11 protein-coding genes are annotated in these 12,564 nt (G+C 67.9%); 10 read left to right on the top strand and 1 reads right to left on the bottom strand.

Annotation, left to right across the window (positions count from 1 at the left end):
• Nucleotides 1–52: 52 nt before the first annotated feature.
• From dhaL to ACFQ50_RS16125, 7 genes are all read left to right on the top strand, one after another.
• On the top strand, nt 53–1,828 hold the full coding sequence (gene dhaL, locus ACFQ50_RS16155; RefSeq protein WP_377996661.1) for a dihydroxyacetone kinase subunit DhaL: 1,776 nt from the start codon (nt 53–55) through the stop codon (nt 1,826–1,828).
• A complete protein-coding gene (locus tag ACFQ50_RS16150) occupies nt 1,825–2,307 on the top strand; it encodes a ribose-5-phosphate isomerase (protein WP_377996660.1) in 483 nt (160 codons plus the stop codon). Before dhaL ends, ACFQ50_RS16150 begins: the two co-directional genes overlap by 4 nt.
• A 2-nt stretch (nt 2,308–2,309) precedes the next feature.
• The gene (locus ACFQ50_RS16145) at nt 2,310–3,278 is read left to right on the top strand and encodes a 3-hydroxyacyl-CoA dehydrogenase family protein (RefSeq protein WP_377996659.1); all 969 of its coding nucleotides are present in this window, start codon (nt 2,310–2,312) and stop codon (nt 3,276–3,278) included.
• Nucleotides 3,279–3,465: 187 nt separating this feature from the next.
• On the top strand, nt 3,466–4,233 hold the full coding sequence (locus tag ACFQ50_RS16140) for an SDR family NAD(P)-dependent oxidoreductase (protein WP_377996658.1): 768 nt from the start codon (nt 3,466–3,468) through the stop codon (nt 4,231–4,233).
• A 12-nt stretch (nt 4,234–4,245) separates the two neighbouring features.
• Entirely contained in the window at nt 4,246–4,407 is a 162-nt protein-coding gene (locus tag ACFQ50_RS16135; RefSeq protein WP_377996657.1) for a hypothetical protein, read from the top strand.
• A 39-nt stretch (nt 4,408–4,446) separates the two neighbouring features.
• On the top strand, nt 4,447–5,850 hold the full coding sequence (locus ACFQ50_RS16130; RefSeq protein WP_377996656.1) for an MFS transporter: 1,404 nt from the start codon (nt 4,447–4,449) through the stop codon (nt 5,848–5,850).
• 45 nt (nt 5,851–5,895) lie between these two features.
• A complete protein-coding gene (locus ACFQ50_RS16125) occupies nt 5,896–6,738 on the top strand; it encodes a triose-phosphate isomerase family protein (RefSeq protein WP_377996655.1) in 843 nt (280 codons plus the stop codon).
• Between the two features lie 20 nt (nt 6,739–6,758).
• On the opposite strand, the gene ACFQ50_RS16120 is transcribed toward ACFQ50_RS16125, so the two are convergent.
• Nucleotides 6,759–7,055, bottom strand: coding sequence for a hypothetical protein (locus tag ACFQ50_RS16120; protein ID WP_377996654.1), 297 nt, complete (start codon nt 7,053–7,055; stop codon nt 6,759–6,761).
• A 136-nt stretch (nt 7,056–7,191) separates the two neighbouring features.
• On the opposite strand from ACFQ50_RS16120, the gene ACFQ50_RS16115 reads away from it, so the two are divergent.
• From ACFQ50_RS16115 to ACFQ50_RS16105, 3 genes are all read left to right on the top strand, one after another.
• Nucleotides 7,192–9,897 carry a Tex-like N-terminal domain-containing protein gene (locus ACFQ50_RS16115; RefSeq protein WP_377996653.1) on the top strand — a complete coding sequence of 902 codons (2,706 nt, stop codon included), beginning with the start codon at nt 7,192–7,194 and terminating at the stop codon, nt 9,895–9,897.
• Between the two features lie 75 nt (nt 9,898–9,972).
• A complete protein-coding gene (locus ACFQ50_RS16110; protein WP_377996652.1) occupies nt 9,973–11,880 on the top strand; it encodes a gamma-glutamyltransferase family protein in 1,908 nt (635 codons plus the stop codon).
• Nucleotides 11,881–11,992: 112 nt separating this feature from the next.
• Nucleotides 11,993–12,313: a hypothetical protein gene (locus ACFQ50_RS16105; protein ID WP_377996651.1), complete on the top strand. Its 321-nt coding sequence runs from the start codon at nt 11,993–11,995 to the stop codon at nt 12,311–12,313.
• Nucleotides 12,314–12,564: the final 251 nt, after the last annotated feature.

Here is a 12,564-nt window from a genome sequence, read left to right as displayed (position 1 = left end):
GCGCAGGAAACCCACCACAACTGATCAAACAACCCGGATTCAATGAGGAACCATGACCCAGATCTTCGACAATCCCGCTGATTTCGCAGACGAGGCACTGGACGGCTTCGTGGCCGCCAACCGCGGGTACGTTGCCCGTGTTGACGGCGGCGTTGTCCGTTCCACCGAGATCCCCGCCGGCCAGGTGGCCCTCGTGGTGGGCGGCGGCTCCGGACACTACCCGGCCTTCGCCGGCCTGGTGGGACCGGGCCTGGCCGCCGGCTCTGCGTGCGGCAACATGTTCGCCTCGCCAGCGGCCGGTCAGGTCTACCGCGTGGCCAAGGCAGCCAATGCCGGTGGCGGGGTGCTGCTGAGCTATGGCAACTACGCCGGTGACGTACTGCACTTCGGCCAGGCGCAGCTCCGTCTCAACGCCGAGGGCATCGACACGCGCACCGTGCTGGTGACGGACGACATCGCCAGCGCCCCGCTGGACCAGACCGAGAAGCGCCGCGGCATCGCCGGCGACCTGACGGTCTTCAAGATCGCTGGCGCCGCGGCCGAGGCGGGCCTGAGCCTGGACGAGGTGGAGCGCCTCGCCATCAAGACGAACCACCGCACGCGGTCGCTGGGCGTCGCCTTCGACGGCTGCACCCTTCCCGGCGCATCGGAGCCGCTGTTCCACGTCCCGGCCGGGCAGATGTCGCTGGGCCTGGGCATCCACGGCGAACCGGGTATCTCCGAACACCCCATGCCCACCGCCTCCGAACTTGCCGAGCTCCTGGTCTCCCGGCTTCTCGAGGACAAGCCGGACGACGCCGGCGACCGGGTCGTTGCCATTGTCAACGGCCTGGGCACCGTCAAGTACGACGAGCTCTTCCTCCTCTTCGGCAAGGTCGAAAAGCTCCTCAACGCCGCCGACCTGACCGTTGTTGAGCCGGAATGCGGCGAACTCGTCACCAGCCTGGACATGTCCGGGCTCTCCCTCACCCTGCTGTGGCTCGACGACGAACTCGAGCAGTTCTGGGCCGCGCCGGCCGACACCCCTGCGTACCGCAAGGGCAACACCGCACCCCGCACCCGCCGTGAACTCACCGCCACCGATGAAGCAGCGGAAGCGGACACTGAACAGGCAACCGCGGCGTCCGCAAACCTGGGCCGGCTGGCAGCTGCCGTCCTCGCCCAGGTGCAGGCCGTCGTCGTCGAACATGAAGCGGAACTTGGCGACCTGGACGCAATTGCCGGCGACGGCGACCACGGCATCGGCATGCGCCGCGGCGTAGATGCGGCCGCTGCGGCCGGCGAGCAGAACGCTGCGGCCGGAGCCTCGGTGGAACGCGTGCTCACCGCCGCAGGCGAGGCCTGGAGCGAACGCGCCGGCGGAACCTCCGGTGCGCTATGGGGGACGGCCGTGATGGCCGCCGGCCTCGCGCTGGGCAACCGCGATTCGTACGCAGCCGCTGACGCAACGGCTGCCGTGACCGCCTTCAGCAGCGCCATCACCGACCTCGGCAAGGCAGAGCCGGGGGACAAGACCATGGTGGACGCCCTCCTGCCCTTCCGGGACGCGTTCAAGGAAGCGTACGACGGCGGGACCTCCCTCGGCGGTGCCCTCACCGCCGCTGCCGCCGCGGCCACCGAAGCGGCGCGGCAGACAGCGGACCTGCGTCCCCTCAAGGGCCGCGCCCGCCCGCTGGCTGAAAAGAGCCTCGGCCACCCGGACCCCGGCGCAGTCTCGTTCGGGCTGATTGCCGAGCGCGTGGCCGCCTACCTCGCATCTGAACCGGCCGATTCCACACCGGCCGCGTCCCACATGGCCTCGACGGCCGGAAACGGAGAAACGGAATGAGCAACACAGAAGGCTGGCGCATTGTCATCGGCAACGACGAGGCCGGCGTCGAATACAAGGAAGCACTGAAGGCCCTGCTGGAGGCGGATCCGCGCGTCGCCTCCGTCGTGGACATCGGCGTCGCGGCCAACGACTCCACCGCCTACCCGCACCTGGCCGTGGCCGCTGCCCGCAAGGTGGCCGAAGGCGAAGCAGACCGGGCACTCCTGATCTGCGGCACCGGCCTCGGCGTGGCCATCGCCGCCAACAAGGTTCCCGGCATCCGGGCCGTCACCGCGCACGACAGCTACTCCGTGGAACGCTCCGTCCTGAGCAACAACGCCCAGGTCCTCACCATGGGCCAGCGCGTCATCGGGCTGGAACTCGCCAAGAAGCTCGTGGGCGAATGGCTGGAACACCGCTTCGATGAAAACTCCTCCTCCGCCGCCAAGGTGGACGCCATCTGCTCGTACGAACCCGACTACACGAAGGCCGACTGACCATGACCGAAACACCCAACAGCTCACGCAAGTTCGCCGTCGTCGGATCCGGCTACATGGGCGGCGGCATCGCCCAGGTCCTCGCCCTCGGCGGGGCGCGGGTTGCCCTCGCTGACGTGTCCGCCGAGGTGGCGCAGAAGAACTACGAACGCCTGCTCACCGAGTCCGACCAGTTCGTTGCCGACGGGCTCTTTCCGGAAGGCTCCACCGCGATCCTGAAGCAGAACCTCTGGGCCGCGAAGGACATCGAGGAAGCCGTGGCCGACGCCGACTTCATCGAGGAAGCCGTGCCCGAGATCATCGCCATCAAGCACCAGACCCTGGCCCGCATCAGCGCGGCCGCCCGCTCGGACGCCATCATCGGCTCCAACACCTCTACGATCTCCATCGCCGAGCTCTCCCAGCCTGTCGCCAACCCGGAACGCTTCCTGGGCGTGCACTTCTCCAACCCGTCGCCGTTCATCCCCGGCGTGGAAATCATTCCGCACGAGGGCACCTCCACCGAGACGGTTGCCGCTGTACGCGACCTGGTCCACTCCGCCAACAAGGAGACGGCCGTGGTCAAGGACGTCACCGGGTTCGTGCTGAACCGCCTGCAGTACGCCCTGTTCCATGAGGCCGCGCAGTTGGTGGAGCAGGGCATCGCGACGGCGGAGGACGTGGACACGCTGGTCCGAACCACCTTCGGCTTCCGGCTGCCGTTCTTCGGCCCCTTCGCCATCGCCGACATGGCCGGCCTGGACGTCTACAACTTCTGCTACAAGTCGCTGCAGACCGATTTCCCGGAGCGCTTCGCCACACCGAAGATCCTCACGGACCTCGTGGAGGCAGGCAAGCTCGGCACGAAGACCGGCGCAGGTTTCCTGAATGTGCCGGCCGAACGGACGCCCGAGCTGATCGCCTACCGCAACAAGGCCTACGTCGCCATGCAGAAGCTCATCGAGGAACTCGGCCCGGCCCCGATCAACTAGGCGCCATCCGGCGAAGCCGCGACCAACTCAGGGCGCCGCTGAACCACGGCGTCATTCACCAGGCACCACACCAGTTGGGCGCTGCCTCCGGGCAGCTGCCCTCCTGTTGTGCTGCCCATTTCACCCGCGCTGGGGCGGGCTGCCGCCGTGCAGAATCCGGTCCAGCAAACGACTTAGGAGCACGTCCATGAGCACATTTCCGTCCGAGCGCACGGCCATCGTCACCGGAGCCGTCTCGGAGCGCGGCATCGGCCGGTCCACCGCCAACTACCTGGCAGAGCAGGGCTGGAACATCGGCATCATCGACCTGGATGACGCCCTCTGCCAGGCCACAGCCAAGGAGATCGCCAGCCAGTACGGCGTGAAGGCCCACGGTGTGGGGGCGAACGTCGCCGACGAGGCATCGGTCCGCGCCGCGATTGATTCCATCGAGGCGGAGTTGCCCCAGATCGTGGCCCTCGCCAACGTAGCCGGCGTCAGCTCACCGGTCCCGTACCTGGAACTCGACGCCGCGGAATGGGACCGGGTGCTCAACATCAACCTCAACGGCGTCCACTACGCCACCCGCCGCGTCGCCGAATCCATGGCGAAGAACCGGATTGGCCGCATCGTGAACATCTCCTCCGTCTCCGCCCAGCGCGGCGGCGGGACGTTCTCCAAGACCCCGTACTCCGTGGCGAAGGCCGGCGTGATCGGCCTGACCCGCGCCACCGCCCGCGAACTGGGGGAGCACGACATCACTGTCAACGCCATCTCTCCCGGCCCTATCGACACCGACATCATGGGCGGCACCCTCAGCCAGGAACGCAAGGACGAACTGGTCCGGGACCTGGTGGTCAACCGGGTTGGTTCCACCCGCGACATCGCGGCAGCCATCGCCTTCCTCATCAGCGAGGACGCCGGTTACATCTCCGGCCAGACGCTGAATGTGGATGGCGGCCTCTATATGCACTAGGAAGGACCGATCATGCCCCAGCGCACCCACGCCGCCCGGCGCACCCTAACCGCCCACGCCCAAGCCGCCCAGGTTCAGGCCCAGGGACCGTGGACCAGGGAACGCAAGATCTACCTGGCCATCGGCATCCTCGCCAGCCTGGCGGGCGTGCTGCTCATCGCCTTTTCGCTCTAAACACCTGATTTGCTCACTTTTACTCAAAGAGGAGTTTGAATGACTGTCACCAAACCATCCACCACGAAGGAGCTGCTGGACTCGCCGGTCCTCAAATCGGCCATCTCCAAGGCATCCTTCCGGCTCATGCCGATGCTCGTCATCCTGTACGTGGTGGCCTTCCTGGACCGCACCAACGTGGGCTTCGCCGAGGCCGCACTCGAAGCGGACAAGGGCATCAGCGCGGGCGCCTATGCGCTTGGCGCCGGGATCTTCTTCATCGGCTACGCCCTGTTCGAAATCCCCAGCAACCTGCTCCTGACCAGGTTCGGCGCCAAGGTGTGGCTGGCACGCATCGCCGTCACCTGGGGCATCGTCTCCGCCTGCTTCGCCTTCGTGCAGGACGAGACCTCCTTCGTGATCCTGCGCTTCCTGCTGGGCGTTACCGAGGCAGGGCTCTTCCCCGGCGTCATCATGTTCCTTGCCGCGTGGTTCCCGAACAAGGTCCGCGTCAAGATGTTCGCCATCTTCTACCTGGCCCAGCCGTTCTCCCAGATGATGGGCGCCCCGCTGTCCGGCTGGCTGATCAACATCGGCGACCAGGTTCCCGGTGTCCAGGGCTGGCAGGTCATGTTCTTCGTCGAGGGCATGCTCGCCGTCCTCGCCGGCATCGCCGCCTTCTTCTTCCTGATCAACAGCCCCCAGGACGCCAAGTTCCTCAACAAGGATGAGAAGAAGGCCCTGCAGGACGTCATGGCCCTCGAGGACACGGTCAAGGAAGAATCCGGCCCGCGAGGCGTCCTGGCAGCGATGAAGAACGGCCGCGTCTGGTACTTCACCATCATCTACTTCTGCCTCCAGATCGCCGTGTACGGCGTGACCTTCTACCTGCCCCAGCAGGTGGCCCAGCTGACCGGCCAGAAGGTTGGCCTCGCCGTCGGACTTATGGCCGCCATTCCGTGGTTCTTCGGCATCTTCGCCTGCTACTTCATCGGCAAGGCTGCCAACACCGTGATCCGCCGCCGCGTCTGGGGCACGGGGCTGTTCATCTCCACCGGCCTGTGCATCTTCGGCTCCGCCTGGGCCGGCGCCAACCACCTCCCGGCGCTGGGCATCGTGTTCATCACCCTGGCGGTGTGCAGCTTCCTCTCCATCGGCCCCATCGCCTGGTCGTATCCGACGGCGTTCCTCACCGGAACTGCCGCCGCGGCCGGCATCGGGCTCATCAACTCGCTGGGCAACCTGGGCGGCTTCGTGGCCCCGATCCTGCGCACCACCGTCAACCAGGTCACCGCCTCGGACACCGGAACCATGGGCGTCTACGCGCTCGGTGTGCTGCCGTTCCTCGCCGCGGTCATGATGATCGGCACGCGGAAGTTCAAGAACCAGGCCGACGACCTGCTCGAAACCAGCGCCACAGGTAAGGCAGGCACTGCCCAGGATCAGGCACTGCTGGAAAAGTAGTCAGCAGCAACACCACCGCAGTAACCCAGCAAAGGCAGGAACCCCGTGACCCAGCTCAGCCAGGCCATCAAAGACCCCGGAACGATTCTTGTCGGCGTCAGCACCAAGATGTACCTGGGCTACCGGGACAGCCTGCGCTGGCTGGACGAACTGCGCCAACAGGTGGACGCCCGCCCGGCCCTCGCGGCCGGGCGGGTGGTCCCGTTCGTGATTCCCTCCTTCCCGATGCTTCCCGCAGCGGGGGAGATCGTTGCCGGATCGCCATTGGTCCTGGGCGCCCAGAACTGCGGCTGGGCCGACGGCCCGTGGACCGGCGAGCTGTCGCCGTCGCTGCTTGCCGAACTGGGTGTCGGACTGGTGGAAATCGGGCACGCCGAACGGCGGCGGCACTTCGGCGAGGACGACGCCATGATCGCGCTCAAGGTCAAGGCGGCCGACGGCGCCGGCGTCACCCCGCTGCTGTGCGTGGGGGAGGAGTCGCGCGGCGCCGAGACCACGTCACGTGACGGAGCAGCCGGCGCCGACAGTACCTCGGGCGCGGAAGGCGCCGCCCGCTTCGTCTACGGACAGATCGAGGCCGCGGTCGGCGGCGACTGGAACCTGGCCGCCCGGCTGGCCATCGCCTATGAACCCGTCTGGGCCATCGGCGCAACCGAGCCTGCCAGCGCTAAGTACGTGTCCGCCGTCGTACGCACTTTGCGGGAATTGCTCGGTGCCCAGGCGCTGCAGGACCTGCCCGTCATCTACGGCGGCTCCGCGAAACCCGGCCTGCTGCCCACATTGAACGGTGTGTCGGGTCTGTTCCTCGGACGGTTTGCACACGACGCCGCCAACTTCGGAAAAGTACTGGACGAGGCACTGTCACTGCCGGGCGCGGCCCGAAGCTAGGCGGCGGCACTAAGCCTGCACTAGAGGAACGCCTCGCGGCCGGTCCCCTCGCTGAGCACCAGCTCGCCGTCCTCAATGGACACAAGGAGGCTCCGCGGCCTGCCGTGGAGCTTCATTTCTGCACTGAGATTGCGGCTGGTGACTTCAACCCCCACCGTTGCGCCTTTTGCGGGCAGTTCAACGGAGACTTCCTCGGCCATGCCCAACAGCGCCCGGGTAGTGACATCGCGGTCGTACCGGGCCTCCTTGCCGTTGACCGTGATTGCGACCTCATCGTCGTTGAAGCCGTCCTGGAGAATGATGAGCAATTCCTGCATGATGCGCCGCCTAAGTCGAAGACCCCCGCTGCATAAAGTCACTACACCACTTAAGGGCGGTTGTGGGTAGTGCGGTTTGGTTGCCCCTCAAGCACTTGAACGCCGCGGATCCGCGCGCGTAGGGCAAAATGTTCTGGTGACCCAACAGCCGCAGCACCCCGCCACGCCCACGCCCAGCCCCGCCTCCGCCGCCGGGACAAGGCCGAAGGACACCGCCGCATCCGGGCCGGCCCGCGGCCACGGCACGGACGACGTTGCCGCCCACATTGCGGAACAGATCGCCGCTGAACTCGGCGTGAAGGCATGGCAGGTCAAGGCGGCCGTGGAACTGCTCGACGGCGGGTCAACGGTTCCCTTTATCGCCCGCTACCGCAAGGAAGCCACCGGGACGCTCGACGACGGCCAGCTCCGCGAGCTCGACGAGCGCCTGCGCTACCTCAGGGAATTGGAGGACCGCCGTCGTACTGTCCTGGAGGCGATTGCCGCGCAGGGGAAGCTGACCCCGGAACTGCAGGCCGCCGTCGTGGCTGCCGATACGAAGTCCCGGCTCGAGGACATCTACCTGCCCTTCAAATCCAAGCGGCGCACCAAGGCGCAGATCGCACGCGAGGCCGGGCTGGAACCGCTCGCCGACGTGCTGCTCAAGCGTCCCGACCTCGATCCCGAGCGCGAGGCCGCCAAGTACCTGAACGCGGAGCACGCCGTCGACGACGCGGCTGCGGCGCTCGCCGGCGCCCGGGCCATCATCGTGGAGCGTGTGGCCCAGGATCCGGACCTTGCCGAGAACCTGCGCGAGCGGCTGTGGACACAGGGCCGGATGGTGTCCCGGGTGAAGAAGGGCAAGGAATCCGAGGGGCAGAAGTTCGCGGATTACTTCGATTTTTCCCAGGCGCCGTCGGGAATGCCGTCGCACCGCGTGCTGGCGCTCCTGCGCGGTGAGAAGGACGGCGTGCTCGAGCTGGACCTCGCCGAGGCGGACCCGGCCGACGACGACGCCCTGGCCGCCGCGCGCACCCGTTACGAATCCGCCGTGGCCCGGTTCCTCGGGGTTGCCGACCGCGGCCGGCCCGCCGACCCGTGGCTGCTGCAGACCGCGCAGGTGGCCTGGCGCTCCCGGGTGCTGGCGCGGCTGACGGCCGACCTGCGGGGACGGATGTTCGCCACCGCGGAGGACGAGGCCGTGCGCGTTTTCGCCGCCAACCTCCGCGACGTGCTGCTGGCGGCGCCCGCCGGAAACCGCTCCACTCTGGGCCTCGACCCCGGCCTGCGGACCGGCGTGAAGGTGGCGGTGGTCGACAAAACCGGCAAGGTGGTGGCCACGGACACCGTCTACCCGCACGCGCCGGCCCGCAAGTGGGACGAAGCCCTGACGACGCTGACCCGGCTGGCGCGGCAGCACGCCGTCGAGCTCGTGGCCATCGGCAACGGAACGGCGTCGCGCGAGACGGACAAGCTCGCGGCTGAACTGATCAAGCAGCTCTCCGCAGCTGCCGGCTCCGGGGCTGGTGCGGCCTCTGGTGCGGCGCCGCAGAAGCTGGTGGTGTCCGAGGCCGGCGCGTCGGTATATTCGGCGTCCGCCCTTGCCGCCGCCGAACTCCCGGGCATGGACGTATCCCTGCGCGGTGCGGTGTCCATCGCCCGCCGGTTGCAGGACCCGCTGGCCGAGCTGGTGAAGATCGATCCGAAATCGATCGGCGTGGGGCAGTACCAGCACGATGTCACGGCCGCGAAACTGGACCGCAGCCTGGATGCCGTGGTGGAGGACTGCGTGAACGCCGTGGGTGTGGATGTAAACACGGCGTCGCCGGCGCTGCTGAGCCGGGTGGCCGGCGTCGGGCCGCTGCTGAGCGAGAACATCGTGGCGTACCGCAACGAGCACGGGCCGTTCGCCAAGCGCAGCGAGCTGAAGAAGGTGCCGAGGCTGGGTGCCAAGGCGTTCGAACAGTGTGCCGGGTTCCTGCGGATCACCGGGGGAGCGGAACCGCTGGATGCGTCGAGCGTGCACCCCGAAGCGTACTCGGTGGCCCGGAAGATCCTGACGGCGGCCGGCGCCTCTCGCGGGTCCGGTGCCCCCGGAAGCGGTCTTGCGCCGCTGGCAGATGCCGGGCGGCTGAACCCTGCTGAATTTGTGGACGGCACCTTCGGGCTTCCCACGGTCCGCGACATCATCGCCGAGCTCGAAAAGCCGGGACGTGACCCGCGTCCGGCGTTCAAGGCGGCAGCGTTCTCCGAGGGCATCGAGAAGATCTCCGACCTCAGGCCCGGCATGGTCCTGGAAGGAACCGTCACCAACGTGGCCGCCTTCGGCGCGTTCGTGGATGTCGGGGTTCACCAGGATGGGCTGGTCCACGTGTCTGCGCTCGCGAACCGGTTCGTCGCCGATCCCCGCGAGGTGGTCAAGTCCGGACAGGTGGTCCGGGTGAAGGTGCTTGAGGCCGACCCGGAAAGGAAGCGGATCTCGCTCACGCTGAGGCTCGACGACGAACCGGCGGCTTCCGGCGACCGGTCCGGCGATCGGTCCGCCGGGGGACGCTCGGCTGGGGGACGCTCGCCTGGGGGACGCGGCGGCGACCGGGACCGGGAAGGCGGCCGCGCCGTCGGCCGCCCGGCAGGAGGCAACCCGGAAGGCGGCCGCGAGTCCGCTGGCCGGGAAGGTGGCCGCAACCAGACGGGTGCTTCAGGTCAATCTGGTGGAAAGCCCGGGACGCGGCAGGGCGGCGGTTCGGGCCGGCCTGCGGCAGACGACAGCGCCAGGCGACAGCCGAAGCAGTCCGGCCAGCGGCCAGCTCCAGCGGATACGGCCATGGCCGAAGCACTAAGGCGGGCTGGCCTGGGCAAGTAGGCCCCGGCGCCGCCGGAGCGTGTCGCGGGCGCCGTATTCCGGACCGTCCGGAAGCCGGTGACTACAGTAGCCCCTATGAGTTTTACGAGGCCGGAGACATTCACCACCCGTCCTACGCTGCAGGGCACGTTCGGCATGTCTGCTACGACCCATTGGCTCGCCACTGGCACCGCGCAGGCTGTGCTCGAGCGGGGCGGCAACGCATTCGACGCGGCCACGGCCGCCGCGTTCGTGCTGCACGTGGTGGAACCGCACCTCAACGGGCCCGGCGGCGACATGACAGGCGTCTTCAGCACGGCCGAGGAGCCTGGGAAGCCCGTGGTCCTGATGGGCCAGGGCCCGGCGCCGGTGGGCGCTTCCGTCCAGCACTTCCGCGCCGAGGGCTTGGAACTGGTGCCAGGATCGGGCGCCCTCGCCGCGGCGGTTCCCGGCGCCGTCGACGCCTGGCTGTTGCTGCTGCGGGACCACGGCACATGGGAGCTGGCGGAAGTCCTGGACTTCGCCATCCGGTACGCGCGCGACGGCCACCCGGTGCTGGCACGCGTCTGCAGGACGATCTCGGCCGTGGCGGGCCTATTCCGCGAGCACTGGCCCACATCTGCCGAATTGTGGATGCCGGAGGAACGCATCCCGGTGGAGGGCGAGTTGGTCCGGAATCCGGCGCTTGCCCGCACCCTCCAGAAACTGGTTCAGGCAGGTGCCGGCCTCGGCGAGGCATTCGCCGCGGAGCCGGCGCACACCCGCGAGGAGCGTATCGACGCCGCCCGCAGGGAGTGGGGTGAGGGTTTCGTGGCCCGTTCGGTGGCCGAAAGTGTCCGGACACCGCACCGGCACTCGGCAGGGACCGACCACCGCGGCGTCATGACGATGGCCGACATGGCCGGGTTCCGCGCATCGTATGAGGAAGCGGCCACGTTCGAGTTCCGCGGGCACACCATCGCCAAGACCGGCCCGTGGGGGCAGGGGCCGGCCCTGCTGCAGACGCTTGCGATCCTGGCCGGCTTTGATGACGACCACCTCGACCCGTCCACTGAGCTCGGGGCGCACACCATTCTGGAGGCCCAGAAGCTCGCACTGGCGGACCGCGAGGCGTACTACGGCGACGCGGACGTCCCTCTCGATTACCTCCTGTCGGAAGAGTACGCGGCGTCGCGCCGGGAACTTATTGCGGAGAGTGCGTCGCTGGAGTTCCGCCCGGGATCTGTTTTTGGACGCGAGCCGTACGTGCCTGCCCTGCGGACCGAGTATTTTCCGCCCTCGGGGTCGAATGACGCCGGCAGGCCGCCGGCTTTCGGAGCTGCAGCCGCTCCTGGCCGAACAGGTTCCGCGGCCGCTGCCGCCGGTGTTGGCGAACCGACCATCGGCGAACCCAGCGTGGCGTCCAACGGGGAAACCCGCGGCGACACCTGCCACATCGACGTTGTGGACCGCTGGGGCAACATGGTTTCGGCCACGCCGTCCGGCGGCTGGCTCCAGTCGTCGCCGGCGATCCCCGAGCTCGGGTTTTGCTTGGGCACGCGACTGCAGATGACGTGGCTGGATCCCGGAACGCCGTCCACGCTGGCGCCGGGCAAGCGGCCGCGGACCACACTGACGCCAACGCTTGTGCTGCGCGATGGCGTTGCTGTTTCCGCGCTCGGCTCGCCCGGGGGAGACCAGCAGGACCAGTGGCAGCTGCTGTACCTGCTGCGGACTATCGTCGGCGGGTACTCGCCACAGCAGGCCATCGACGCGCCGGCGTTCCACACGACGTCGATGCCCGGGTCCTTCTGGCCCCGCACATGGGAACCCGGCGGCGCCGTGATCGAGGATCGGTTGGGTGACGACGTTATTTCCGGACTCGAACGTCGCGGACACCGGATCACCAGGGCTGGCGGCTGGACACTGGGACGGTTGTCCGCCGTCGTGCGCGATCCCCGGACGGGCGTGCTACAGGCTGCCGCGAACCCTCGGGGTGCGCAGGGATACGCGGCGGGACGGTAGGAGCGAAGCGTCCTTTTGCTTGCGTTTCCGTTCAGAGGGCACGAGGATATTCATGCCCGCGGGCACAGGGACGGGGTTTTCTGGTGTGGCGGTTATCTGCAAGGCTGGGGACATGAACTACTTTCTGGAGTACACGATTCCTGCTGCCCCCGACGATGCCGAATTCGAGTTTCCGCACGACGAGATTCGCTCCGGGACCACTATTCCGCTCTCGGAGACCAACGCCGACGTAGTGCACACTCCCGAACTTCCCGCGCGCACCGGAATCATCGGTGCCGCCGTGCCCGAAGCGAAGCTCGAAGCCGAGCAGCTCATTACCCATAGCCGGGCGACGGAAGGGTTCCTGTACGAAGACCCCTCGAACTCGATGCAGGCCGGCGTGGGCACTCTCGTTGCCACGTTCACGGAAGGCCGTGGCTGGCAGGACGCATAGCAGCCGCCGGTTTCGTTTCACCGGAACGCCTGGTCCCGATTTGAGGGGCTGGGCGTTTCTGTTTTGGGTTGCGGAATTAGTGACCCACCCAGTACCGGTGGATCCCGCATGCCTGGACACGGGCGCGGCTCTCCTCATCGGCCCGGGCTGGGCGGCGGTTCATGTTTTGTGGTGGTGGTTTTGTCGGGGTTGTTGGCGGGGGTCGATGTGGGGCGGTGGGATGAACCAGGGGATGCCGTTTTTGACGTGGA

Source organism: Arthrobacter sp. NPDC056493 (assembly GCF_042795115.1).
Taxonomy (GTDB): domain Bacteria; phylum Actinomycetota; class Actinomycetes; order Actinomycetales; family Micrococcaceae; genus Arthrobacter.
This window is presented reverse-complemented; position numbering and strand designations above follow the sequence as displayed.

What these genes read in the sequence shown, in the direction of transcription:
- dhaL (WP_377996661.1), top strand. Translation starts at nt 53, where the DNA reads ATGACCCAGATCTTCGACAATCCCGCTGATTTCGCAGACGAGGCACTG.
- ACFQ50_RS16150 (WP_377996660.1), top strand. Translation starts at nt 1,825, where the DNA reads ATGAGCAACACAGAAGGCTGGCGCATTGTCATCGGCAACGACGAGGCC.
- ACFQ50_RS16145 (WP_377996659.1), top strand. Translation starts at nt 2,310, where the DNA reads ATGACCGAAACACCCAACAGCTCACGCAAGTTCGCCGTCGTCGGATCC.
- ACFQ50_RS16140 (WP_377996658.1), top strand. Translation starts at nt 3,466, where the DNA reads ATGAGCACATTTCCGTCCGAGCGCACGGCCATCGTCACCGGAGCCGTC.
- ACFQ50_RS16135 (WP_377996657.1), top strand. Translation starts at nt 4,246, where the DNA reads ATGCCCCAGCGCACCCACGCCGCCCGGCGCACCCTAACCGCCCACGCC.
- ACFQ50_RS16130 (WP_377996656.1), top strand. Translation starts at nt 4,447, where the DNA reads ATGACTGTCACCAAACCATCCACCACGAAGGAGCTGCTGGACTCGCCG.
- ACFQ50_RS16120 (WP_377996654.1), bottom strand. Translation starts at nt 7,055, where the DNA reads ATGCAGGAATTGCTCATCATTCTCCAGGACGGCTTCAACGACGATGAG.
- ACFQ50_RS16110 (WP_377996652.1), top strand. Translation starts at nt 9,973, where the DNA reads ATGAGTTTTACGAGGCCGGAGACATTCACCACCCGTCCTACGCTGCAG.
- ACFQ50_RS16105 (WP_377996651.1), top strand. Translation starts at nt 11,993, where the DNA reads ATGAACTACTTTCTGGAGTACACGATTCCTGCTGCCCCCGACGATGCC.